Raw genomic sequence first — 24,615 nt, 5'->3', positions numbered from 1 at the left:
AGACCATCGCCCGCACCTCCGCGCTTGAGAAAACCGTCGCGAGCGGCAGCGATTTGTGGTCAAGAAGCGCAGCCGTACGCTAGTACGGTGAGCATCGCAGGCCGCAAGGCGCGACGCGCAGCAGGTTTTATCCTGCGCGGACATTGGCGATGCCGAATGGGACATGCACCATGGGTATCGTGCCGCCCGCCGATTTCAGGTGGCTCAACTGGTCGTCGAAGAAGATATGCGGCTTGAACACGGACAGCACGCGCGATTTGTCCATGCCGCCGAGGAAAAACGTCTCGTCGGCCGCCACGCCCCAGCTTTTCAGGGTCGTCACGACGCGTTCGTGCGAGGGCGCGTTGCGCGCCGTGATGATGGCGATGCGCAGGATCTTTTTGTAGCCGGGGTCGCGCCGCTGCGCCTTTTCTTCCAGGCGCTGCATGGTGGCCAGCTTCTGGAACAGGTCGGCCAGCGGGCCGGGGCGGTGCGGCGTGCCCACGTTCAGGGTTTCATGGGCGTGGAATTCATCGACGTCATTGTTGCGCTTGAACACGGTTTCCGCCTCGTCGTCGGCGATCACGCCGTCGAAATCGAAGGCCACGCGCAGTTCCTCGTCGTTTTCGTCGTCTTCCGTGCGCGATGGCAGCACCAGGCCGGCCGGATAGTCGCACGCCAGCGCGCTGCGCACGTCGTCCTCGTTCGCGCTGAGGAAGAGCGAGGCGTTGAAGGCGGGCAGGTAAGGATAGGGCGACTTGCCCGTCATGAAGGCGGCGCGCGAGATATCGAGGCCGTAGTGGGCGATCGAATGCATGACGCGCAAGCCCGTTTCCGGCGAATTGCGCGAAAACAGCACCACTTCCACGGGCGACTGGCGCGGGTAGTGCTTGTTGATGTTCAGAAAGCGGCGAATGAAGGGGAAGGCCACGCCGCGCGGCAGGACCGTGTCGATATGCGCTTCCTGGTACTTGCGGTATTCCTCGGGGCCGCTGTCGAAGTAGACCTGGTGCGATTCTGCCAGGTCGAACAGGGCGCTGGAAGCGACCCCGATCACCAGTTTGTGTTCGATAGGATAAGCCATGGTCTGCCTGTTGTTTGCTTGTTGCTCATCTTATACGACTATCAACTGCGTAGCCAATAGTGGCGTATCGGGATTTTTTGCACCAAAGCGGGGCGCCAGGCCGTTTTTTCTGTCCACTGTGCAATATGCGCCACAGTAAAGAAAGAAATCTTGTTTTGTATCAAGTATGTAGCAGCCAGCGAGCGTATTTTCCACTATGCTTTCACTTATGAAATCTCGCCAATTGTAACGAAGCGTACGCCCTATCCCCGCCACCTTTATACAAGTGTCAGCTGTTTTACTCGAACATGCCAGCCCCAACTTCGCCAGCAGTCGTCGTGACTTTATAAAGGACCTAGCCATGTTTAAGAATTTACTGATCAAATGGAAGCTGGCGACGCTCGTTGCCGTGATGATGGTGGCCTTGCTGGTGGTGGGCATCAGCGGCTACACGGGCATCGCCACCGTGGGGACCGCCGTCAATGAGATCGGCGTGGTGCGCCTGCCGTCGATCCAGGGCCTGATGATGATGAACGAGGGCCAGACGGCCGTCGCCGCCGCCACCCTGACGGCCGCCATCTATGAAAACAATTACCAGGCACAGGACAAGTTCGCGGAAGCGCTGCAGCTGCGCACCAAGGCCTGGAGCAATATCGAGGCAGGCCGCAAGCTGTACGAGCCGCTGCCGCAAACCCCCGAGGAAGCCGTGCTGTGGAAGCGCTTCCTGGACGAATGGGCGGCCTGGAAGGGCGATGACGACAAGGTGCGCGCCATCCTGCGCCAGCTGGCCGACAACCGCGACGAGCCGCGGCAGAAAGAGCTGTTCGTGGCGTTCTACAAGCAGTACCAGGATTCGCGCAGCCTGTTCAGCAAGGCCGAAGCCACGCTCAACGAGATCATCAAGCTCAATAACGGCGTGGCCGATGCCAGCGTCAAGGAAGGCAGCGCCGCCGTGATCCGCTCGGAAAGCCTGATGGTGATCCTCGGCTTGCTGGCTTCCGCGCTGGGCATCGGCTGCGCCGCCTACATCACGCGGGCCATCACGCAGCCGATCAATTCGGCCGTGAAAGTGGCGCAAACGGTGGCCTCGGGCGACCTGACCAGCCACATCGAGGTGCACACAACGGAAGAAACGGGCCAGCTGCTGCAGGCGCTGAAAGACATGAACACCAGCCTCGTGAACATCGTCGGCCAGGTGCGCAGCGGCACGGAGACGATCGCCACGGCCTCGTCGGAAATTGCCAGCGGCAACCTGGACCTGTCCTCGCGCACGGAAGAGCAGGCCAGTTCGCTGGAAGAGACGGCATCGTCGATGGAAGAGCTGACGTCCACCGTGCGGCAGAACGCCGACAACGCCCAGCAAGCGAATCAGCTGGCGCTCTCCGCCTCGGGCGTGGCCGTGAAGGGCGGCGCCGTGGTGGGCAAGGTGGTCGAAACCATGGACGCCATCAACGACTCGTCGCGCAAGATCGTCGACATCATTTCCGTCATCGACGGCATCGCCTTCCAGACGAATATCCTGGCCCTGAATGCGGCCGTGGAAGCGGCGCGCGCGGGCGAGCAGGGACGCGGCTTTGCGGTCGTGGCCACCGAGGTGCGCAATCTGGCGCAACGCTCGGCGGCGGCCGCCAAGGAAATCAAGACCCTGATCGGCGACTCCGTCGTGGCCGTCGACACGGGCAGCAAGCTGGTGGCCGAGGCGGGCAGCACGATGGCCGAAATCGTCTCCAGCGTGCAGCGCGTGACGGACATCATGGCGGAGATCAGCCTGGCGACGCAGGAGCAAAGCTCGGGCATCGACCAGATCAACCAGGCCATCGGCCAGATGGACCAGGTGACGCAGCAAAACGCGGCCCTGGTGGAAGAGGCGGCCGCCGCGGCCGAATCGCTGCAGGAGCAATCGGGCCAGCTGGCCCAGGTGGTCAGCGTCTTCAAGCTCGATGGCGCACAGGCGCCGGCCGCGCGCGTGAAGCCTGCCGCGCCGCGCGCCGCAGTGGCCAGTGCCGCGCCCAGGCGTCCCGCACCGGGTCCGGCATCGCCTCCCGCATCACGCCCCGCTGCAGGCCGCCCGGCCTTGCGCGCCGTGCCGTCCCAGCGCCAGAGCGCATCGCGCGACGACGAGTGGGAAGTGTTCTGACGGATTGACGGACTGACGGCGCCAGGATGCGCTGACCGGACGGCCGCCCTGTGCGGCCGTTTTTGCATGTGCGCCCAAGCCCGCACTGCGGTTACTACTTACTAAAAAAACAGCGTTATAAAAATAGCTGTTTTGTCATCTAAGCAAATCTTTTCAAAACTTAACGCGACATTGCTTGTGAGATAACTCACACTGCCTGCCGTACCACCCTTGTTCCCGCCTCGGCCACATCCCGGCTGACCCCTCCGCCTGCTGCGTCCAGCCATTCGTGGCAGGCGGCAGCCATTGCCGTCAGCCTTGCATGCGAGCCCGGCGCGGTGACCGATGATGCACCACATTGAAGGATGCGAATAATGATGGCAAATATGAAAATCGGCACGCGCCTGCGCTGCTCTTTTGCGTTGTTGACCTTGCTGCTGCTGGCGACTGCCGCGCTGGGCATGTTGCACCTGTCCAGCCTGGAGCTGCGCATGCGCGACGTGATCGATGACAAGTATCCGAAAACCGTGCTGGCCAACGACATCATCAAGAATGTCAACATCATCGCGCGCTCCTCGCGCAACCTGCTGCTGATGATGGAGCCGCAGCAGCTGGCGCAGGAGCGCGCGAGCATCGCCAGGGCGGGCGCGGACACGGAGCAGCGCCTGGCGCAGCTCGAACGCATCGTGCTGTCGGAGCAGGGACGCGCACTGATGGCGGCCGTGACGCAGGCGCGCGCCACCTTCAACGAGGGCCGCGACAAGGTGCTGGCCCTGCTCGACGCCGATGCGCGCGACGAGGCGGCGGAGCTGCTGCTCGGTACCGTGCGCAACGACCAGCTGCGCTACATGGCGGCGCTGGAAACCTTGATCACGCACCAGCATGACCGCATGGAAGAAGCGGGCGCCCAGGTGCACGCAGAATATCTGTCGGCGCGCACCATGATGCTGGCGCTGAGCGCCCTGGCCATCGGTTTCTCGCTGGTGACGGCATGGCTGGTCACGCGCAGCATCGTCCATCCGTTGCGCCATGCCTTGACCGTCGCGCAGACCGTGGCCGCCGGCGACCTGACATCGACCTTCGGCCGCCACGGCGGCGATGAAACGGGCAAGCTGCTCGACGCGCTGTGCATCATGAACGGCAACCTGCTCGAGATCGTGCAGCGGGTACGCAGCGGCACCGACACCATCGCCACGGCCTCGTCGCAGATCGCGGCCGGCAATAGCGACCTGTCGTCGCGCACCGAGGAGCAGGCCAGTTCGCTCGAACAGACCGCGTCGGCCATGGAGGAGCTCAGCTCCACCGTGCAGCAGAACGCGGACAATGCCCGCCATGCCAGCATCCTGGCCGTCGAGGCGGCAAACATCGCCGGCGCCGGCGGGCAAGCCGTGGGCCAGGTGATCCACACCATGGACGCCATCAGCGCGTCATCGGCGCAGATTGCCGACATCATCGGCGTGATCGACATGCTGGCCTTCCAGACGAATATCCTGGCCTTGAACGCGGCCGTGGAAGCGGCGCGCGCGGGCGAGCAGGGGCGCGGCTTTGCCGTCGTGGCAACGGAAGTGCGCAGCCTGGCGCAGCGCAGTGCCGCGGCGGCGCGCGATATCCGCGCCCTGATCGCCAATTCCACCCAGCAGGTCGACGCGGGCGCGGCCCTGGTCGCACAGGCCGGCGCCACCATGCAGGAAGTGGTGGCGGCCGTGGGGCGCGTGAGCCAGATGGTGGCCGACATCACGGCTGCCAGCGCCGAGCAAAGCACGGGCATCGGCCAGGTCAGCCAGGCCGTCGTGCAGATGGACGAGGTGACGCAGCAGAACGCCGCCCTGGTGGAGGAGGCTGCGGCCGCGTCGCAATCGCTGGAAGGCGAGGCGGCGAACCTGCTGCAGGTGGTCAGCGTGTTTCGCCTGCAGCAGGGGCCGGCGCACGCCTTGCCGCGCCGGAGCGCGCCGGCCGTGCCGCGCCTGCTGGCCTAGTGGCGCGCCTGGCAAGGTTCTGGCACGGCCCGCGCGCGCGGTCGCTGCTGTGCGCTGCGCTGGCCGTCTGCCTGCCGTTGGGCATCTGGCTGGACGATGCGCAGCCGCGTCACGTGGCGCTGGCGGGACTGGCGGCGCTGGCGCCGGGTTGCGCCATGCTGTGGCGGGCGCTGAATGGGCGCGGCGGCACGCGCATGGCGTCGGCGCGCAGCCGGGAGCTGCAGGCGCGCCTGGACAGCGCCATCGGCGACGGCGAATTCTGTTTTCACTACCAGGGCAAGTTTGATACGGCGCAACTGCGCCTGGTGGGCCTGGAAGCGCTGCTGCGCTGGGACCACCCGCGCCACGGCCTGATCTACCCGAATGCATTCATCGGCCTGGCCGAGCAGACCGACGCCATCGTCGCGCTGGGCAACTGGGGTATCGATGCCGCCTGCCGCCAGCTGGCGCAGTGGCGCGCGGCGGGCCTGCCCTTGGTGCCTGTCGCGGTGAATGTCTCGGCGCGCCAGCTGTGCCAGCCGCACTTGCCGGACTTCGTGCTGCGCTGCCTGCGGCGGCACGCCATCGTGCCTGGCCTGCTGGAGCTGGAAGTGACGGAAAGCTGCTGCATCGACGACATGGCGCAGGCGACGCAGGTCTTGCGCCGGCTGCGCGCGCTGGGCCTGGCCATTTCGCTCGATGACTATGGCACCGGCCATTCGGGGCTCAGCCATGTCAGGATGCTGCCGATTCACACCATCAAGATCGACCGCTGCTTCATCCGCGACCTGGGCAGCGCAGGCAGCGCAGATAGTGACACTGTGATCGTCGCCTCGACCATTGCGCTGGCGCGCGGCCTGGGCTTGCAGGTGCTGGCCGAAGGCGTGGAAAACGGCGAGCAGCTGGCGCGGCTGCGGCGGCTGGGCTGCCCCCAGGTGCAGGGCTTTTACCTGCACCGCCCGGCGTCCGCGGCCGACGTGGCCGCACTGCTGGCCGACGGCGCGCCGGCCGGCCTTGTAACAGTGCCGAAACATGGCGCCATGCGGCCTGGCGTGGATGCTCAGTAAAATATGGCCACTGCAAGCCGCATGCTTTAACACTTCTCCCCCACGCAAGAATGATAAACAGTCCCGTCCCGGCCTATGTCTTCGGCCCGTTTCGCCTTTTGCCGCTAGAACGCGTGCTGTTCGAGGGCGATCGCGCGCTGCGCCTGGGCAGCCGGGCCATGGACTTGCTGCTGGCCCTGCTGGAGCGCGCCGGCGACATCGTCGACAAGCATGAACTGGTGGCCATCGTCTGGCCCAATGCCGTGGTCGACGACGCGACCTTGCGCGTGCACCTGGCGGCGCTGCGCAAGGCGCTCGGCGATGGCCGCGATGGCCAGCGCTACATCACCACCATTCCCGGGCGCGGCTATGGCTTCCTGGCGCCGCTGGCGCACACGGGCCAGCCGGCGCCCGGAACGGCGGGCGTCGAGCCGCGGCACAACCTGCCCGTCATGCTGACGCGCATGCTGGGCCGCGCCGAGGCGCTGCAAACGATGGCCAACCAGCTGCTGCAATTGCGCCTGCTGTGCATTGCCGGTCCGGGCGGTATCGGCAAGACCACGCTGGCTGTCGTCCTGGCCACGCGCGTGCTGCGCCGCTATGCCGATGGCGTGTGTTTCGTCGACCTGGCGCCGCTGGACGAGGCCCGCCTGGTGCCGCTGGCGCTGGCCACGGCGCTGGGGGTGGCGGTGCCGGCCGGCGACGCCATGCCGGTCCTGCTGGCCTACCTGCGCCCGCGCCACATGCTGATCGTGCTCGATAACTGCGAGCACGTGATCGGCGCGGCCGCCATGCTGGCCGACGCATTGCTCAAGGGCGCGCCGTTGCTGCACGTGCTGGCCACCAGCCGCGAGCCGCTGCGCATCACCAGCGAGCAGCTGCAGCGCCTGCCCGCGCTGGAATTGCCGCCGGCCGATGCCGTGCCCGATGCGGCGGCAGCCCGGCATTTCGCCGCGGTGCAGCTGTTTTGCGAACGCTGCGCGGCCGTCGACGATGCTTTCGTGCTGGCCGACGCCGATGTGCCCGTGGTGGTGGACATTTGCCGGCGGCTCGACGGCATCCCGCTGGCGCTGGAGCTGGCGGCCGGGCGCATCGGCCATTTCGGCTTGCATGAATTGCGCCGCCAGCTCGACGACCGCTTTCGCCTGCTCACGCGCGGGGCGCGCAACATGCCCTTGCGGCACCAGACCCTGCGCGCCACCCTGGACTGGAGCTACTGCCTGCTCGACGCGCAAGAGCGCCAGGTGCTGCAGGCGCTGAGCGTGTTCAAGAGCCGCTTCCGCCTGGAGTCGGCCAGCGCCGTGGCGGGTTGCGACGTGTTCGACACGCTGGCCGATCTGGCGGCCAAGTCCCTCGTCAGCATCGAATTTTGCTGCCAGCACGTGTATTACCGCCTGCTCGACACCACGCGCGCGTATGCTAGCGCGCAGCTGGCGGCGGGCGGGGACGCCAGCGCCGTGCTGCGGCGCCATGCGCGCCATTGCCTTGGCCTGGCCGGACGCATCGCCGCCGACTGGGAGAGCATGCCGCCGGCGCACTGGAGCGCGCGCTACGGCCGCCATGTGGATGACCTGCGGGCCGCCATCGACTGGACCTTCGGCGAGGAGGGCGACGTGGCGCTGGGCGTGGCCCTGACTCTGGCCGCGCAACCCCTGTTCTATCAGCTGTCGCTGATGGATGAATACCGCGTGCGCGTCGCGCGGGCGCTCGAGTGCATGGCCGCGCAGGCAGTGGATGACCCCGACAGCGAGATGCAGCTGCATGCCTCGCAGGCACACCTGCTGCTGCATACGCAGGGCGTCACCGGCACCATGCTGCGTTCGTTCCAGCGCGGCTATGCGCTGGCCATGCGCACGGACGATGACAGCCGCCGTGCGGAAGCGATTTGCGGCATGTGGATCTGCAGCCTGCAGCTCGCCGATTTCCAGCGCGCCGACAGTTACGTGGCCCAGCTGGCCCTCCTGTGCGAAGCGCGCGACGACACGGCGCTGCGGCTGGTGCTGGCGCGCATGCGCTCGGCGGGCGAGTACTTGCGCGGACGCTACGCGGAGTCGGCGGCGCTGGCGCGCATGGTGCTCGCGCATCCCGAGGGCGCCGGGCAGCTTGGCTTCAACAACGCCTTGCTGGCCGATCACCAGGTTTGCCTGCGCGGCACGCTGGCGCGCTGCCTGTGGATGCAGGGCCGCGCCGACGACGCACTGGCGCTGGCGCGCGAGGCGGTGACGGTGGGCTTCGAGCACAATGGCGTCACGCTGTGCGTGGCGCTGGCCATCAATGCCATTCCCGTCGCCCTGTGGTGCGGGCAGCGGGGACTGGCGCATGCCTGGACTTGCCTGCTGTGCGAGCACGCGGCCCGCTATGGCTTGATGTACTGGAGCGCCTGGGGCGCCGCCTACCAGCGGCTGCTCGACGCGGGCGATACGCTGACGGAATTTCCCTGGCCTGCCGTGCGCAGCTGGCCGATACAGATCGATTTGATGGCCACGCTGCACGACGCGGCCGCCGATAGCCAGGCGCTGCGGCGCGCACGCACGGGACTGGCGCCATGGAGCGCGCCGGAAGTGCTGCGCCGCGACGCGCACCACCGCTGGCGGGCGCTGGCGCAAGACGATGCGGCCGGCCTGGAAGCGGTGCGCGTGCAGCTGGAAGAAGCGCTGCAGCTTGCCCGGGGCCAGCAGGCGCCGGGCTGGGAGCTGCGCTGCGCCACCAGCCTGGCGGCCGTGATGCAGGCGCAAGGCTACGGCGCCGCCGCGCATGCCATGCTGGCCCCGGTCCATGCCGGCTTCCGGCAGGGGCGCGACACCACGGACGTGATGGCGGCAGCAGCTTTGCTGGCGCGGTTGCTGGCGCAGCTGGCTTGATGGCTATTCGTAGGCACCCAGCCGGCGCTGTTCCTCCGGCGTGAAACTGGCGTCGCGCAGCTGCTGCAGGGCTGCCGCATCCTGCGCGCCGCCGGGCAGGATGGCCTGCTGCGCCTTCTGCGCCTGATACGCGATGATGCGCTGCTGCCACTGCGATTCCTCGCGGTCCAGTTCCGCCAGGCGCGCCGCCGCCGCCGGCGTGAAGGTGCTGGCACGCAGGCGGTAGACTTCATTCTCGCCGCCGCCCTGGGCCCGCAACGCCTTCACCGAGGCGTCCAGCTGCGCCACCCTGGCGGGTGCGTCGCGCGCATCGCGCTGGGCGGGCGACATTTTCTGGTCCAGCACGGCCAGTTGCGCCTGGCGCTGGGTTTCATCGAGCGAGGTATCGCCGAGGATCGCCATGCGCGCCACGGCATCGTCGTCATATGCGTCGCTGGCGCCGAACAGGCCTGCGCTTTCCTCGGGCGTAAAATAATTGCCGCGCAGGGCGCGCATCGCTTGCAGGCGCGCGCGCGCCGCCACGGCGGGATCGGCCTGCGCCGGCAAGGCCTGTTCCGCGCCGGCCAGCGCCTGCTTGTAGGCCAGGTAAGCGCCCAGCAGGCGCTTGGCTTCGCGGGCGGGGACGGGCGCGAGGCGCCGGTCCAGTTCCGCCTCGATCTGGCTGCGGATGGCGGCCAGCGGCTTTTCGCCGAGGCCCGCCAGGTAGTAGTCGAACAGGTGCCCCAGTTCCGCGTCGACCACCAGCTTGTCGCCGGCGGCCACCGTCACGTTGCCGTCGGGCCGCGTGCCTTCCATCGAGCGCACGAACGCGAACAGGTCCGGTTCCGCCTTCTCCGGCGGCGGAGCGGGCGGCTCCCCCGGCCGCAATGCCAGGTACAGGACCAGGGCCGCCAGGCTGCCGCCGATGAGCCATCTCGCGTTCGTGCGCATCGCAGCCTCCTTACAGTCCCAGGCCTTGCAGGCGGTTGGCCTGCTGGCGGAAGACGGTGACGGGGTTCGTCTCGAACAGGTTGACGATGCCGACGAACTGGTTGACTTCATCGAGGTGGTTCATGGCGTAGTCGTCGCGGATCACCTTGCCCAGGTGGCTGGAGCAGCTGCTGACCAGACCATCGTTCTTCACGCCGCCGAAGGCCAGGCTGATGGCCGCCAGCGCCGGGTCGCCCACGTCGAGCACATTCGTGTACGGTTGCGCGCCGCTCCACGAAAAGTAGTGCACGCCCTGCACCTGGTAGGCGCCTTCGCCGCAGGCGGAGGTGGGCACGCCTTGCGGATGGCGGCTATTGAAGGCCAGCGAACCGGCCGTGGACAGCGAGGCGAGCGAGGCGCCCGCGTTTTGCGGCAAGCCCTTGTTGCCCGACAAAATGCCGATCAGGGAAGCGAGCGCATTGCCCAGCGCGCCGCTGGTGTTGGGAATGGCGCCGCTGAGGATATCGGCCACCTTGGAACCCTTGTTGACGCCGGCAACGCTGGTGACGGACGCCACCAGGTCGGGCCGCACGGAGGCGACATAGCGGGCCGTGGGGCCGCCGTGGCTGTGGCCGATCAAATTGACCTTGGCCGCGCCGGTGGCGGCGAGGATTTGCCGCACCTGCGACAGCAGCTGTTCGCCGCGCACTTCCGTGCTGTTGGCTGCCGACACGGTGGTCACATACACTTGCGCGCCGCCGCTGCGCAGGGCGTCGGACACGCCATAGAAATAGTCGACGGGTCCCAGCTTGTCGAAGCCGAACAGGCCGTGCACGAGCACGATCGGGTACTTCGTTTGCGTGTAGCCGGCGGCGCCGGCGCTGCCGGGCAGGATGGCGAGGGAAAACAGCAGGGTGGATAGCAGTTGCCAAAAGCGAGTCTTCATTTTGTCTCCGTTATTATTGAATAGTGGAAATGTCGATGCTGTAGCGATGAACCGTGCACTCCTTACATTCTCGATGCATTAAAAATAGCGAGCGCTCGGTTTATTGAATGTAGCATTGCTGGATTTAAATTGCTGTGAATTGCATGATGCAGCGCAATAACTGTGCGCATTTGGCGTTGCCTATGAGCCCATTGCATAGTTGAAAGGTCAAATAGTTGTTTTCCTGAGCTATAATCGGCACCGCATCCGCCGTCCCGCCGTCTTGCAGCGCCGCCCAGGTGCTGTCTTACATTGCTCATACACCGTTACTTGGGAATGCACTTGTCGACCCATTTTAATTTTGAACAGTTTCAGCAGATGACGCCTTTAAATGGCGAAAACATCTGGGAATATATTCTTGACCGCCACGCGGAGCGCATCGGCGTCAAACGCCGCAAGCCGGCGCTGGAAAATCTCGAACGCATCTTTGTCGCCACCTTTCGCCTGGCCAATGACGTGGGTTTCCGCGCCATGAGCTTGCGCGACCTGTGCCGCGAAACGGGGCTGTCGATGGGCGGCCTGTATGGCTACATCACCAGCAAGGATCAATTGGCGGAAATGATCGAGGACGTGGTGCGCCACGCCACGCAAGCCTTGCCGCTGCTGTTCGTTGACGTGAAGTCGCCGCTGGACCGCCTGGAGGCGATGATACGCTCGTCGATCTACCTGTCCGAAGTGCTGCAGCCGTGGTTTTATTTCGTCTTCATGGATTCGCGCGTGCTGCAGGTGGAGCAGCGCAGCATGGCGAAAAATTCCGAGCTGTATGTGCAGACCCTGATCGCCGCCACCATCGCCGAAATCGAACCGAAGCCGCAGGGCGATCCCACCCTGCTGGCGGCGCACTGCCTGGCCCTGTTCCAGGACTGGTACGTGAAACGCTGGAAGTACCGCGCGGCGAAGGTCAATGTCGACGATTTTGCCGACAGCGTAGTCGGCACGGTGCGCGGATATTTGAGCATGGCCGCTGCGTAAGCCTCTGCGGCACCTGTAGGGTTACGCCGTCCCGGCTAACCCGACCTACGACTGGCGATTGATGCAGTAAGAAGTAGGTCGGATTAGCGAAGCGTAATCCGACAAGATACTGGTGATTGATGCAGTAAGAGGCAGGTCGGATTAGCGAAGCGTAATCCGACAAGATACGGTGTAAACCTCTGCGGCACTTGTCGGGTTACGCCGTCCCGGCTAACCCGACCTACGACTGGTGATCGATGCAGTAAGAGGTAGGTCGGATTAGCGAAGCGTAATCCGACAAGTTACCTGTGTCAGTTCGTGGTTTCCACCGGCAGCGTCTCCGGCAGTGCTGCCGGGTCCGTCGGCGTCTCCGCCTCCATATCCAGCGTCTTCACGCCATTCATGTCGATGAATTCATCGTACAGCCATTCGCCGTCGACCTGGCTCAGGCCCGCCGGCACGTCGCGCGTGACTTGCGGGCGCGTCGACAGGGCCGTGCGCATGTAGTCGATCCAGATCGGCATGGCCAGGGTCGAACCGAATTCGCGTCCGCCCAGCGATTTGGGCTCGTCGTAGCCCATCCACGCCACCGCCACGATGCCGCCGCTGTAGCCGGCGAACCAGCCGTCGACGGCGTCGCTGGTGGTACCCGTCTTGCCGGCGATGTCGCTGCGTCCCAGTTTTTTCGTCGCCGCCGCGCCCGTGCCCGTGCGGGCCACTTCGCGCAGCATGCTGTCCATCACGAAGGCGTTGCGCGGGTCCAGCGCCAGGGTCTTGTCGTCGTTCGGTGCGGGCGGTTTGGTCTGCATCAGGATGGTGCCCCTGGCGTCGACGATGCGGTCGATCAGGTATGGTTCCACCTGGTGGCCGCCATTGGCGAACAGGGCGTAGGCGCCCGCCATCTGCACGGGCGTGACGGAACCCGTGCCCAGCGCCATGGTCAGATTGCTGGGCTGGCGGGCCGGATCGAAGCCGAATTTTTCCAGGAAGTCGTGCGTGTACGGCACACCCAGCGCGCGCAGGATGCGCACCGAGGCCACGTTCTTCGACTGCGCCAGCGCGTAGCGCATGGTGATGGGGCCGTCGAACTTGAAGTCGTCATTCTGCGGCGCCCACACCTTGCCGCCTGCCTGCATTTCCAGTGGCACGTCATTGATCAGGGTGGCCGGCGAAAAGCCTTTTTCCAGCGCCGCCGAATACACGAAGGGCTTCATGGCCGAACCGGGCTGGCGCCACGCCTGCGTGACGTGGTTGAACTTTTGCAGGTTGTAGTCGAAGCCGCCCACCATGGCGTGGTAGGCGCCCGTGTCCGCATCCAGCGAAACGAAGGCGGCGGCCACCAGCGGCACTTGCGTGATGGCCCAGTTACCCTTGGCGTCCTGGCTGATGCGGATCACGGCGCCCGGGCGCAGCTTGATGCCGGCGCTCGCCTTGGCGGACAGCGCCGGGGCGGCAAAGCGCAAGCCGTCGCCCGTGATGGCCTTGGCGTCGCCGTCGCCCGTGTCGGCCACCACCTTGCCGCTGGCGACTTCCGTGACGACGGCGGCGATCAGGCCGTCGCTGTCCGGACGTTTTTGCAGCGCAGCATCGATGGCGTCGTCGCGCTGCTCGGGATCGGCCGGCATGTCGATGAAGGTTTCCGGGCCGCGGTAGCCGTGGCGCTGGTCGTAGGCGATGACGTTGCGGCGCGTCGAGGCGTAGGCCGCGTCCTGGTCCGCCTTCAGGATCGTCGTGTAGACGCTGATGCCCTTGATATAGCTGTCTTCCTTGAATTGCGCAAACACGGCCTGGCGCGCCAGTTCGGCCACGTATTCGGCGTGCGTATCGAAACCCTGCTTGCCGCGGCTGTTGATATGCAGCGGCTGGGCCAGCGCCTGCCGGTACTGGCCTTCGCTGATGTAATCGAGTTCACGCATGCGTTTCAAGACCAGCTGCTGGCGCGCGTGCGCCTTTTTCGGGTTGCTGATCGGGTTGTGGCGCGACGGGTTTTGCGGCAAGCCGGCCAGCATGGCCATTTCCGCGATCGACAGTTCATTCAGCGGCTTGCCGAAATACGTCTGCGCCGCGCTGCCGAAGCCGAACGAGCGCTGGCCCAGGTACATCTGGTTCATGTACAGCTCGAGAATCTGCTCTTTCGACAGGGCCGCCTCGATTTTCAGGGCCAGCATGATCTCATTGAGCTTGCGCGAGGCGACTTTTTCGCGCGTCAGGAAGAAGTTACGCGCCACCTGCATGGTGATGGTGGAGCCGCCGCCATGGCCGAAGCCGTGGCGCAGGTTCGACAGGACGGCGCCGCCGGCGCGCACGAAGTCGATGCCGTGGTGTTCGTAGAAGCGGCTGTCCTCGATGGCCAGCAGGGCTTTCTTCATCATTTCCGGCACTTGCGCGATCGGCACGAAGTCGCGGTGCTCTTCGCCGAATTCGCCGATCAGCACATTGTCGGCCGTGTACACGCGCAGCGGGATCTTCGGCTGGTAATCGGTGATAACGCCCAGCTCGGGCAGGCGGGGGCGCACGTACAGGAACAGATAAGCGACCAGCAGCACGGCGGCGGCCAGCGCGGCGCCGCCGGCGATGATGAAGCCGCGCACGGCGGCGCGGCGGGAAGGCCAGGGGAATCCGGATCGTTTGGCAGTCAAGGCAGTCTCACATGAGCGTGCAGGGCACGGTGGCAGCGATTATAGACCAATGCGGCGGCGCTCCCGGCGCGGGCCAGGCGCCGGGACCGGGAGCAAAAAACCTTTTCATCGAAACGCGGCTGTGCGATAGTCTCGGCTTCAAGCAAATAGCCCGGGCGTCAATCCGGGCTGTTTAATTTATACAATTAAGGATTTATTTATGGCAAAAGATGCAATGCCGAGCGCCATGAAGCCGTACATCCCGGCCGATGCGAAGCTGCCCGAGATGACCTTCCGCGCGCTGTTCATGGGCGTCATCCTGGGGATGGTCTTTGGCGCCTCCTCGCTGTACCTGGTGCTGAAGGTGGGCCTGACCGTCAGCGCCTCGATTCCCGTCGCCGTGATCGCCATCACCCTGTTCGGCCTGGCCAAGAAGGTGGGCGGCAAGGATTCGTCGATCCTGGAAAACAGCATCACGCAGACTGCCGGTTCGGCCGGCGAATCGCTGGCCTTCGGCTTGGGCGTGACCATGCCCGCCATCCTGATCCTCGGCTTCGACCTGGAAATCTCCAGAGTCATGCTGGTCGGTATCCTCGGCGGCCTGCTGGGCATCCTGATGATGATCCCCATGCGCCGCACCATGATCGTCGACCAGCACAAGGAACTCAAATTCCCCGAAGGCACGGCCTGCGCCGAAGTGCTCAAGGCAGCCGCCACGGAAGAATCTCGCATCGCCGCCGGCGAAAGCATCGAGAAGGATTCGGCCGCCGCGCTGGACGCCAAGCGCCGCGCCAAGATCATCTTCGGCGGTTTCGCCGTCGGCCTGCTGTATAAAGTCTTCAATATCTCGTTCAAGGGCTGGAAGGACACGCCGGGCGTGGAATTTGCCGCGCCGCTCAAGGGCGGCTCCATCGGCGCCGAGATTTCCCCTGAATTGCTGGGCGTGGGCTACATCATCGGCCCGCGCATCGCCGCCACCATGGCGGCCGGCGGCGTGCTGTCGTATCTGCTCTTGATCCCGATGATCAAGTTCTTCGGCGACAGCCTGACGACCGTGCTCTCGCCGGGCACCAAGTTGATCAGCGAAATGGGCGCCGACGACGTGCGCAGCGCCTACGTGCTGTACATCGGCGCGGGCGCCGTGGCCGCCGGCGGCCTGATTTCGCTGGTGCGCGCCATGCCCATGATCTGGCGCAGCCTGTCGGCCGGCCTGAAGGGCATCGGCAAGGGCATCAAGACCGATTCCACCTTGCGCACGGACCAGGATATCCCTCTGAAGTGGGTCGTCATCGGCTGCCTGTCCATCATCGCCGTGATCACGTTCGCCACGCCGCTGCACATGAATTTCCTCGGCGCGCTGCTGATCCTCGTCTTCGGCTTCCTGTTCGCCACCGTGTCGTCGCGCCTGACGGGCGAAATCGGCTCCTCGTCGAACCCGATCTCCGGCATGGCCGTGGCCACCTTGCTGTTCACTTGCCTGATCTTCCTGATCATGGGCTGGACGGGCGGGCGTTACTATGTGACGGCCCTGTCGGTGGGCGCCATCGTCTGCATCGCCGCCAGCAATGCGGGCACCACCTCGCAAGACTTGAAGACGGGCTACCTGGTGGGCGCCACGCCGCGCCTGCAGCAGTACGCGATTTTGGCCGGCGCCTTGTCGTCCGCGCTGATCCTCGGTCCGATTCTGCTGAAGCTGAACGAGGCGAGCACCGTCTACGTGCCGGCCGCGCAAGTGGCACCTGGCCTGACGGTCGATGCATCGAAGCTGACGGTGACGGGCGAGCTGCATGGCCCGCAAGCCGAGAGCGACCACAACACGTACAAAGTCTGGCAAAAGACCGATACCGTGGGCGGCCCGGCCGGCAAATATTTTGTCAAGGAAGATGGGCAACTCGCTTATCTGGTCGATCCGGGCATCAATGGCCACTACAGCAAGCGTCCGGACGGCTCGGAAGTAAAGAAATACGATGCGCCGAAGGCCGTGCTGATGTCCTACATCATCAAGGGCATCCTCGACCAGCAGCTGCCATGGACCCTGGTGCTGTTCGGCGTGATGATCGCCGTGGTGCTGGAAATGGCCGGCATTCCGTCACTGGCGTTTTCGGTGGGCGTGTACCTGCCGCTGTCGTCGACCTTGCCGATCTTCGTCGGCGGCCTGGTGCGCTGGCTGGCGGACCGCCGCAACAACAAGCTGGAACACAACGCCAAGCTGAATGAAGAAGAGCGCCAGCTGGCGGGCGACCGCAGCTCTGGCGTGCTGCTGGCGTCCGGCTACATCGCCGGCGGCGCGCTGGCCGGCATCATCATTGCCATCACGGCCGGCGTGCTCACGCACTTCGACCAGATGATGGCCGACTGGGCCGAGCACGGCAACCCGTTCTACGCGGGCTTGAACTCGGATGCGCTGTCCCTGCTGCCGTATGCGGCCATCATCGTGCTGCTGTACTTCGTGGCGCGCGAGAAGAAGGCATCGCAGGCCTAGCACGCGACCGATCCGCATTGCCAGCCAAAACCGCCCGGGTGATACCGGGCGGTTTTTTTTGCGCCGTGCAGGCTGCTGCAGCCAGTATTTGTTGTAAAAATGCAATCAGATGGGCTCAGGGTGGTATATTGTTAGCAATATTTAAAATACAACAAACTGGAGTTCCATCCATGTTCAAGCTGCGATGCCGTCACAAGTTGCAATATTTGATCCATGTCGCCTTGCTGGCGGCCAGTCCCCCCCTGCATGCGGCGGCATTTCCCGTCGAGGCCATGTTCGAGGCGGAAGCCGGGGCGCCGGGCGGTCCCTGGACGCAAGAGTATCTTGGCAGTAATGTGATTTCCGGCGGCAGCTACCTGTCCACGCCATCGGACCTGGCGCGCGCCGATACGCCGGGTGCGGCGGCCGAGTTGTCGTACACGGTGGCCGTGCCCCGCGACGGCAACTACACGGTCTGGCTGCGCGTGCTGGCGCCGGCGGCGGACGCCGCATCGCTGTACCTGGCGCTCGACAATGGCGCGTATGCCAGCGTCTCCGTGCCGTTCATTGCCGGCCAGGCCGCGCAGTGGACCTGGGTGCCCGTCACCCGCTGGCTGGCCGCGGGCGAGCGCGAACTGAAGCTCCAGTACCGCGAGGGCGGCGTGGGCATCGATTGCCTGCTGGTGACGGCGCTCGCCGATTTTGTGCCGCAGGGCTATGGCGCGTACCCGCTGCCCACCGTGCTGCCGCCGCCAGGCGAGCATCCGCGCCTGTTTGCCCGGGTGGGCGACCTGGCGGCCATACGCAGCCGGTTCGAATCTGATGCACAGGAGATGGCTACGCATCGCGCTGTCCTGAATGGGTTTATCGCATCACCGGCGGTCGTGGCGCTACCCGTGTTCGTGCCAGGCGGCCCCGCCGGGAGCAACCACCAGGTCGACGTGGTAAGCACGATCAAGGCGAAGGCGCTGTTCTCGCTGCTGTACGAACGCGACGGTTCGCCGGTGCAGGCGCAACGGGGGCGCGAAGCCGTGCAAATGCTGCTCGACTACCTGGCGGCCGTGCGCTTTTCGCCCGGGTATAGCCACCCGAACGAAAAAGGCGACATCATCCTGGCCAGCGCCATGGTGTATGACTGGTGCTTCCATCTGATGAGCGCGCAGCAGCGCGCCTATGTCGTCACGCGCTTTACGCAGATTGCCGCCACGATGGAAATCGGCTTTCCGCCATCGCGTCAAGGCGCCGTCGTGGGCCATGGCAGCGACAACCAGCTGCTGCGTGACCAGCTAGCGGCCGCCATCGCCTTTTATGACGAGGCGCCGCTGGTCTACAACATCGTTGCCGGGCGCTTCTTTGCCGACTATATCGCGCCGCGTAACTACGCCTACGCCGCGCAAGCCTATCACCAGGGCGCGTCCTATGGCACGGTGCGTTTCCTGGCGGACATGTACGCCGCCTGGCTGTTCCGGCGCATGGGCGCTGCCCCCGTGTTCGATCCCGTGCAGCAGATGACGCCGTATCATTGGCTCTACACGCGCCGCCCCGACGGGCAATGGATGCGTGATGGCGACGTCTATCATTCCTCCTATACCAACAGCAGGCAGACCTGGAGCGAACCGCTGGCCTTCATGTTGCCCGCGACCTACTATAACAATTCCACCTTGAAGCAGGAGTATTTGAAGCAGTCGCTGCAGCAGTCGACCAGTTTTATCCATGCCAAGGACAGCATCTGGCCTATTTTGCTTGGCAATACAGGCATGGACAGCACGCCCAATCCGGCCACCTTGCCCTTGACCAAGTATTTCCCCGATCCCGCCGGCTTGATGATCGCCCGCACGGGCTGGACCGATGGCATACATGTCGAGTCGGGCAATGTCGTGGCGACGACGAAGCTGGGCGGCGACTGGTTCGGCAACCACGAGCATTATGACGCCGGGCATTTCCAGATTTACTACAAGGGCGGGCTGGCCATCGATTCGGGTATTTATAGCGGCAGGGATGTGACCGATCCCGCCATTCCGCTCGAATACGGCAGTGCGCACGACATGAACTATCACAAGCGCAGCATCGCGCACAACACCATGCTGGTGTATGACCCGGGCGAGAATTTTGACGGCTATGCCAATGACGGCGGACAGCGCTTTCCTGGCGAGGAGCCGCAAAGCCTGGCGGAACTGGCCAACGGCTACAAGGTGGCCACGGTCCTGCGGCACCAGTCCGGCCCCCAGGTGCAGGCGCCGGACTTCAGCTACATCAAGGGCGACCTGACGGCGGCCTACAGCAGCAAGGTGCGCCAGTTTCAGCGCTCGTTCGTGTTCTTGAACCTCAAGGATGCGAACCACCCGGCCGCGCTGATCGTGTTCGACAAGGTCAGCGCCAGCGATGCGGGGTTCAGGAAGACCTGGCTGTTGCACAGCCAGTCCGAGCCGGAAATCAGCGGCGACACGGTGGTCATCCAGCGTACGGATTGGGACTACAACAGCACCTTGCAGTACAACGGCAAGCTGATCAACCGCACCGTGTTGCCAACGAATGCCGTGCTGGCCAAGGTGGGCGGCAGCGGCAATGAATTCAGCGTCGGCGGCATCAACTATCCCATCCAGCCTGAAGCGGACTATTCGACCGAGGAAGCGGGCGCCTGGCGGCTGGAAGTGTCGCCGCCGGCCACCAGCGAAACGGACTTGTTCCTCAATGTCATGCAGGTGATGGATGCCGGCAGCGCGCTGCCAGCGCTGCCCACGACGGCCATCGCTTCGCCGCTGCTGGCCGGCGTGCAGATCAAGGACCGCGTGGTGCTGTTTTCCAGGAGCGGCTTGCCGCTGGGCGGGACCGTCACCTTCGAGCTGCCGGCACAAAGCGCGTCCATGCAGGTGCTGGTGACGGATTTGCAGGCGGGAAGCTGGACTGTCCGCAAGCGCGGGTCGGGCGGCCCCATCGAGGATGAGGTGAGTGACGACGGCGGTGCCTTGTATTTTGTCGCCAATGGCGGCGGTGCGTACGACCTGCAGCGCAGCGCAAGTGGCACCGGGCGCGCGGCGGCGTTGCCAGCGTCACCGGCCGTGCCGTGAAAGGCCAGGCTAGACAGGCCGCGCCGCCAGTTGCGCAGCGCTTGCGTAGATCGTCACGTGTTCGGACGCCATTTGGCGCAGGTGGTCATAAAATGCCTGCGCCGGTATGCACCATGACGCCGCATCGCCCACGTGCCCGTTGACGCGCAGGCCGGCGGCGTCGAACTCCCGGTGAAAGTAGTCGCGCAGGTCGCCGCGCCCGGGATGGTCGATGCGGCGCTGCGCGATGGCGGGATCGAAGGGGCGCACGGGCACGTCCCAGCGCCGGCCGGCGTGGTCCAGGCAGGCCAGCAGCTTTGTATCGCCTGCCCACACGGGCACGGGAAAGGCGTCGCCCATGGCGTCTTCCAGCGCGTGATAGAACGTCACCGGCCCCATGGAAATGCCCAGGCCCAGCACCTTGGCCTGCTCGCAGCCGATGAAGCGCTGCCAGGGCGAATCCACGCCGAAGATCGACGGCGCGCGGTGATGCGCCTCGGTGAGAGTGTCGGCATGGCGGCCCCACGCGGACACGGAGTGGGTCGGGTGGATGCTGCGCCGCACACCGGCGCTGGCGAGGAACGCTTCGGGCAGGCGCCCCATGTGCGTGCCATGGCGGCGCGGGTCGAACACATAGTCTTTCATGTCGCAGGTGGCACGCACGGTCCCGCCCGGCAGATAGTAGGTGGGCAGCAGCAGGGTGCCTTGCGGGCCGACGGCGTCCTGCAGGGCGGCAATCACGGCCGCCGCGCCGCCTTCCACGTAGCCGAGGCTTTTCAGCGAAGAGTGCACGAATAGCGTGTCTCCGTGCGCGATGCCCAGCCGCGCCAGATCGGCGGCCAATCCGGCGCGCGTCACGTGGCGCGCGCCGTGGCGCATGTTGCGGGCGCTGGCGGCGCGGCGCCACGCTTCCAGCGCGGCCCTGGCGGTGCGCCTGGCCCCGTCAAGCATGGCCTGACTCCAATTCCAGCAGGTTGGCATCGATGCAGAACTTGGCGGCCCAATTCAGGTAAGCCCAGGTGCCGTAGTCGCCATCGACGGGAAACGAGCCCTTGACGCCGCCGCGCGCGTGCGCGGGGCCGTCGATGCTGACCGCGCGCCGCACGTAACGATTCAGGCGGCGCGCCGCGTCGAGGTAGCGCCGCTCGCCCGTGAGCTGGTACAGCAGGAACAGACAATGCGCGTTTTGCGCCGAACCCGTGAGGCAGGCGTAGCCGGCCCCCGGCTGGAAGTCGGGTCCGAGGCGGCCAGGCAGGTAGCCGTCTGCCGCCACGGCCCTGGCGACGCTCGTGCCGGTGCGCGCGGCGGCCTCCAGCAGGTCGGCGCGCGCCGAGAAGCGGTGCGCTTCGAGCACGCCGCGCAAGGCGTAGCCGATGGTGTGGGTCAGGGGCAGCAGCGGGTTGTCCAGGCAGTTCGAGGCGAACCAGCCGTTGGGACGCTGCTTCGTCAACGCCCAGTCGACCTGGCGCAGGCCCGCCGCGCCATAGCCGTGGCCCGGCGCGACGCGGTCCGCTTCGAACAAGCCCCACGCCACGTGCGTTTCATACGCCTTGTCGCCGGCGCTGGCGAACGGCGTCGGATGGCGGCGCCAGCAGCCGTCGGCATCCTGGCTGTCGCGCAGCCAGCGTGCCGCGCGGTGCATGGCGTCCTCGTAGGCCCCGCCGTACGCTGCCACGCCGGCCGCCAGGCCAAGCAGGATCTGGCCCGTGTTGAAGGTGACGGGCACGCGCGGCGTCGAATCGATCTTCCCGCCCTGGAAACCGCCTTCCGGGAACTGGATGGCCACGCACCAGTCGAGCATGCGGCGCGCCCGCTCGTGCAGCGCATCATCCCCGCCCTCGTCGCCCGTTCGCTGCGCCAGGGCGATGACGGTGGGGATGATGTAGCCGGTGGTTTCGGGATAGGAGCTAGCCCAGCCCGTCAGCAGGCTGTAATCGCGCGCGACGCCGCCGTCGTTGGAGCCGGAATGGTCTTGCGCCGCGCATAGCCAGGCCGTGCAGGCCTTGACGACGGCTTGCGGCCCGGGATCAAAGGCGGGCAGGCCGCGCCGGTCCGACAGCCGCTCCATGCGCGCCGCCGCCGGCAGGCCCGCCTGCGGCGCCAGAGTATTCCTGAGTTTCGCGAGCAAGGCGCGCATGGCTTTCCATCCGGTGGTTGGCTCAGGCTACTGTAGCGCCGGCCATCGGCAGGGCTATTGACTTACCGCAAGGATTGGCCGCCGCGTCGCTGCCGCGGGAATTGACGCATAATGGCTGTATCACCATCGCCGACGAGGCCCGCCATGAACACCGTCACGCTTGAGTATTCGGTCGTCACCAATCCCGACTCGTTTGTCGGCTTCAAGTATTACGTGAAGGCGGGGCAGGCATTCGATGCCGACGATTTCGCCTATTCCTACAAGCTGAACCGGTCCGACCTGGACCCGGATAGCGTGCTGGCCGCGCGCGAGGCGGCGGCGAATTTGCAGCCGGGCGAGTGGCTGACGGTGTCGCATTCGATTGCGGCGTAGCCGGCATCCTTATGCTGGCGCAAACCACGCGCGCAGTTCATCGACGGCCTTCTGCGCCGAGTCTTCGGTCAACGTGAGCACGATGACCATTTCCTGCGCCGGGCGATGCTGCCCATCGCTGCCGGCCAGCTCGATGGCTTGCCTGAAGCTCGTGTAGCAGGGGCCGCACTCCTGCGGGCATTGTTGCACGATGCGCGCCGCCTTGCCGGCGTTGCGGTCCGCCAGGTTGACGATGGGATTGCCGTCATAAAACGGCTGGCCATTGGCAAATGCGGTGCGCAGATACGGCGCGCACTGGCCGTCGAGGAAGGCCAGGCGGGCCTGCCAGTAGGCCTCAGCCGCCGCATACACGGCGTGGTCTTCGAGAAAATCGGCAAACAGGAAATCGTTCATTATGGTCTCTCCGGCTAGATGCCGAACACTTTCAAGATCGCGTCAGTAAAACCCTCGAACCAGCTGCCTACCTTGCCCGGCTGCTTGCCGTGGCGCGGGGTTTCTTCGTACAGGTAGACGCCGTTGCCGCCGTCGAAGCGGTCGTTGAGCAGCGCCTGCTGGCCGCGCAGGTAGGGCAGGAAGGTTTCGCTGCGCATCGTCGAGTACAGCACGTCGGTGGTAAAGCCCAGGGTGGCGGACTGGCTGATGGAGCGGCCCTGGCCCGCCCGTTCCAGGCGCACGCCGCGGCAGCCGCGCACGATCAGGGTGACGGGGCCGCGAAACACGATGAAGCGCAGCTGCAGGGTGAGCCAGGCGTGCAGGCTGCCCAGGCGCCAGTGGCTCGATATCGCCAGCGGCTGGCCCGCGTCACAGACCAGGCCCACGAGGCCCCGCGGCTGGAACACGAGCGCGCTGCCGGCTGGCAGGTGGACGACGGCCACTTCCAGCAGCGGGTCGTCGCTGGCGGAAATCGTCACGGATGCGGTCACGTCGCTTTCCAGCCGCGTCAGCGCCGCCATGCCGGCGGCCAGGCTGGTGAACGGGAACCGCCAGTCCAGCAGCCACTGCGTGCGTTTATGCGTGCCGACGGGCGACGATTGCAGGTATTCGGGATGGATCAGCATGCGCTGGCCGGGCTGCAGCAGCAAGCCCTGCGAGACGGCGGAAATGCGGGACTGGCCATCGGGCGGCAGGGGGAGCGCAGTGGCCGTCACGCCCAGCGCGTGCGCGATGGACAAGGGCTTCAGGCGCGAAGCGATGGGCGCCAGCACGAAGTAAAAGAAGGCCTTGATGGCGGCGGGCAGCAGGATGGCCGACAGCACCAGCAAGGCGGCCGTGGGCGCCACGTCGAGCACGGGAGCGCGCCAGCGGGCGATCCAGTTGCGCGCCAGTTGTTCTTCGCCTGCCGCAATCGCCTTTTGTACGGGCGCCAGCGCGCCGGCCAGCGCCGCATTATCGACGGCGAATGGCGCGGGGCGGGTGATGTTGGTGGCGTTGCTGGTGCGCGCGCGCTGCGCCAGCCAGGCCTGATAGGCTTGCAGATTGGTGTCGCGCAAGCGCTGGCCCTCCGCGTCGAGCTGCGACAGCTGCGCGTAGGCGTCGCTGCCGGGCAGGCGCGCCGCCACGGGATGCTGCGCTTCCAGCTGCCGGCGCTGGCGCCCATTATTTTGCAGCGCGGCATACGCGCGCACATGTTCCGCATGCAGGCGCGCCAGCGTCTGGCGTGCATCTTCGCCGCCGATCGCCGCCTGCAGGGCGCTCAGGTAACGGGCTTCCTGCGCCAGCACTTCGATTTCCACGCGGCGCGTGGCTTCGTCTTGCGCATGCAAGGCCAGGGTGTGCGTGTCGGGCAGGGGAATAGTAAACAGCGACGGTTGCTGCCGCGCGCGCAAGGCCGTCAATTGCGCTTGTACTTCTGTCAGGCGCGTGGCGATGCTTGCTTGTGATGCTAGCCGCAGGGCGTTGATGCGGTCCGTGGCGGCAGTGGCCAGGCTGGCACCATGGCTATCGGCGCTGCCGGAAGCCTGGCGCAGGGCGGCGACAGCCTCGCTGCCGGCGCTGTAGCTGCGCCATTCGGCCAGCAGCAATCGGCCGGCCAGCAGGATGACGATGAACAGGGCGAACTGCAGCGCGTGGCGCAGCAGGAAGCGCAGGATGGCCGTCAGCAGCTTGCGCAAGGAG

At 65.8% G+C, this 24,615-nt stretch carries 16 protein-coding genes; 8 read left to right on the top strand and 8 right to left on the bottom strand.

The annotated features are described in order from the left end of the window. Nucleotides 1–127: 127 nt before the first annotated feature. Entirely contained in the window at nucleotides 128–1,063 is a 936-nt protein-coding gene (locus JAB4_RS18495) for a 5'-nucleotidase (protein WP_070218905.1), read from the bottom strand. 340 nt (nucleotides 1,064–1,403) lie between these two features. Here JAB4_RS18495 and JAB4_RS18490 point away from each other — a divergent pair, with 340 nt between their 5' ends. The 4 genes from JAB4_RS18490 (at nucleotide 1,404) to JAB4_RS18475 (ending at nucleotide 9,020) form a co-directional block, all read left to right on the top strand. Next, entirely contained in the window at nucleotides 1,404–3,179 is a 1,776-nt protein-coding gene (locus JAB4_RS18490) for a methyl-accepting chemotaxis protein (protein ID WP_070300218.1), read from the top strand. Nucleotides 3,180–3,532: 353 nt separating this feature from the next. After that, nucleotides 3,533–5,134 (top strand): methyl-accepting chemotaxis protein, encoded by a 1,602-nt coding sequence (locus tag JAB4_RS31025; protein WP_275527854.1) that lies wholly within the window; start codon nucleotides 3,533–3,535, stop codon nucleotides 5,132–5,134. Further along, nucleotides 5,134–6,180 (top strand): EAL domain-containing protein, encoded by a 1,047-nt coding sequence (locus tag JAB4_RS18480; RefSeq protein ID WP_070219917.1) that lies wholly within the window; start codon nucleotides 5,134–5,136, stop codon nucleotides 6,178–6,180. Before JAB4_RS31025 ends, JAB4_RS18480 begins: the two co-directional genes overlap by 1 nt. A gap of 98 nt (nucleotides 6,181–6,278) precedes the next feature. Continuing rightward, nucleotides 6,279–9,020 carry a winged helix-turn-helix domain-containing protein gene (locus tag JAB4_RS18475; protein ID WP_175445687.1) on the top strand — a complete coding sequence of 914 codons (2,742 nt, stop codon included), beginning with the start codon at nucleotides 6,279–6,281 and terminating at the stop codon, nucleotides 9,018–9,020. 3 nt (nucleotides 9,021–9,023) lie between these two features. Here the strand turns inward: JAB4_RS18475 and JAB4_RS18470 are convergent, their stop codons facing one another. After that, on the bottom strand, nucleotides 9,024–9,950 hold the full coding sequence (locus JAB4_RS18470; RefSeq protein WP_070219921.1) for a lipase secretion chaperone: 927 nt from the start codon (nucleotides 9,948–9,950) through the stop codon (nucleotides 9,024–9,026). A gap of 10 nt (nucleotides 9,951–9,960) precedes the next feature. Continuing rightward, entirely contained in the window at nucleotides 9,961–10,875 is a 915-nt protein-coding gene (locus JAB4_RS18465) for a triacylglycerol lipase (protein WP_070219923.1), read from the bottom strand. Between the two features lie 357 nt (nucleotides 10,876–11,232). On the opposite strand from JAB4_RS18465, the gene JAB4_RS18460 reads away from it, so the two are divergent. Next, complete coding sequence (locus JAB4_RS18460; RefSeq protein WP_070220014.1) at nucleotides 11,233–11,886, top strand: helix-turn-helix domain-containing protein; 654 nt, start codon at nucleotides 11,233–11,235, stop codon at nucleotides 11,884–11,886. Nucleotides 11,887–12,176: 290 nt separating this feature from the next. Here the strand turns inward: JAB4_RS18460 and JAB4_RS18455 are convergent, their stop codons facing one another. Next, nucleotides 12,177–14,504, bottom strand: a complete 2,328-nt coding sequence (locus tag JAB4_RS18455) for a PBP1A family penicillin-binding protein (RefSeq protein ID WP_070219925.1) — start codon at nucleotides 14,502–14,504, stop codon at nucleotides 12,177–12,179. 199 nt (nucleotides 14,505–14,703) lie between these two features. Between JAB4_RS18455 and JAB4_RS18450 the strand changes: the two genes are divergently transcribed. Further along, entirely contained in the window at nucleotides 14,704–16,965 is a 2,262-nt protein-coding gene (locus JAB4_RS18450) for an oligopeptide transporter, OPT family (RefSeq protein WP_070219927.1), read from the top strand. A gap of 170 nt (nucleotides 16,966–17,135) precedes the next feature. Next, entirely contained in the window at nucleotides 17,136–20,012 is a 2,877-nt protein-coding gene (gene hepB / locus JAB4_RS18445; protein WP_070219929.1) for a heparin/heparin-sulfate lyase HepB, read from the top strand. Nucleotides 20,013–20,021: 9 nt separating this feature from the next. Here the strand turns inward: hepB and JAB4_RS18440 are convergent, their stop codons facing one another. Together JAB4_RS18440 and JAB4_RS18435 are read right to left on the bottom strand one after the other, a co-directional pair. Then, entirely contained in the window at nucleotides 20,022–20,942 is a 921-nt protein-coding gene (locus JAB4_RS18440; RefSeq protein WP_070219931.1) for an AAC(3) family N-acetyltransferase, read from the bottom strand. Beyond that, nucleotides 20,935–22,128 carry a hypothetical protein gene (locus tag JAB4_RS18435; RefSeq protein ID WP_083287324.1) on the bottom strand — a complete coding sequence of 398 codons (1,194 nt, stop codon included), beginning with the start codon at nucleotides 22,126–22,128 and terminating at the stop codon, nucleotides 20,935–20,937. Before JAB4_RS18435 ends, JAB4_RS18440 begins: the two co-directional genes overlap by 8 nt. Before the next feature lie 144 nt (nucleotides 22,129–22,272). On the opposite strand from JAB4_RS18435, the gene JAB4_RS18430 reads away from it, so the two are divergent. After that, nucleotides 22,273–22,500 carry a hypothetical protein gene (locus JAB4_RS18430; RefSeq protein ID WP_070219933.1) on the top strand — a complete coding sequence of 76 codons (228 nt, stop codon included), beginning with the start codon at nucleotides 22,273–22,275 and terminating at the stop codon, nucleotides 22,498–22,500. Between the two features lie 9 nt (nucleotides 22,501–22,509). Here the strand turns inward: JAB4_RS18430 and JAB4_RS18425 are convergent, their stop codons facing one another. Beyond that, a complete protein-coding gene (locus JAB4_RS18425) occupies nucleotides 22,510–22,893 on the bottom strand; it encodes a hypothetical protein (RefSeq protein WP_070219935.1) in 384 nt (127 codons plus the stop codon). A gap of 14 nt (nucleotides 22,894–22,907) precedes the next feature. Continuing rightward, nucleotides 22,908–24,611 carry a hypothetical protein gene (locus JAB4_RS18420; RefSeq protein ID WP_070219937.1) on the bottom strand — a complete coding sequence of 568 codons (1,704 nt, stop codon included), beginning with the start codon at nucleotides 24,609–24,611 and terminating at the stop codon, nucleotides 22,908–22,910. Nucleotides 24,612–24,615 lie beyond the last annotated feature (4 nt).

This window comes from Janthinobacterium sp. HH102, assembly GCF_001758625.2.
Taxonomy (GTDB): domain Bacteria; phylum Pseudomonadota; class Gammaproteobacteria; order Burkholderiales; family Burkholderiaceae_D; genus Janthinobacterium.
The sequence above is the reverse complement of the archived record's forward strand: the minus strand, read 5'-3'. Positions and strand labels throughout refer to the sequence as shown.

Bases quoted from the DNA above. Each gene is read 5' to 3' on its own strand.
- JAB4_RS18425 (WP_070219935.1), bottom strand. From the start codon at position 22,893: ATGAACGATTTCCTGTTTGCCGATTTTCTCGAAGACCACGCCGTGTAT.
- JAB4_RS18470 (WP_070219921.1), bottom strand. From the start codon at position 9,950: ATGCGCACGAACGCGAGATGGCTCATCGGCGGCAGCCTGGCGGCCCTG.
- JAB4_RS18440 (WP_070219931.1), bottom strand. From the start codon at position 20,942: ATGCTTGACGGGGCCAGGCGCACCGCCAGGGCCGCGCTGGAAGCGTGG.
- JAB4_RS18495 (WP_070218905.1), bottom strand. From the start codon at position 1,063: ATGGCTTATCCTATCGAACACAAACTGGTGATCGGGGTCGCTTCCAGC.
- JAB4_RS18460 (WP_070220014.1), top strand. From the start codon at position 11,233: ATGACGCCTTTAAATGGCGAAAACATCTGGGAATATATTCTTGACCGC.
- hepB (WP_070219929.1), top strand. From the start codon at position 17,136: ATGTTCAAGCTGCGATGCCGTCACAAGTTGCAATATTTGATCCATGTC.
- JAB4_RS18435 (WP_083287324.1), bottom strand. From the start codon at position 22,128: ATGCGCGCCTTGCTCGCGAAACTCAGGAATACTCTGGCGCCGCAGGCG.
- JAB4_RS18430 (WP_070219933.1), top strand. From the start codon at position 22,273: ATGAACACCGTCACGCTTGAGTATTCGGTCGTCACCAATCCCGACTCG.
- JAB4_RS18490 (WP_070300218.1), top strand. From the start codon at position 1,404: ATGTTTAAGAATTTACTGATCAAATGGAAGCTGGCGACGCTCGTTGCC.
- JAB4_RS31025 (WP_275527854.1), top strand. From the start codon at position 3,533: ATGATGGCAAATATGAAAATCGGCACGCGCCTGCGCTGCTCTTTTGCG.
- JAB4_RS18465 (WP_070219923.1), bottom strand. From the start codon at position 10,875: ATGAAGACTCGCTTTTGGCAACTGCTATCCACCCTGCTGTTTTCCCTC.
- JAB4_RS18450 (WP_070219927.1), top strand. From the start codon at position 14,704: ATGGCAAAAGATGCAATGCCGAGCGCCATGAAGCCGTACATCCCGGCC.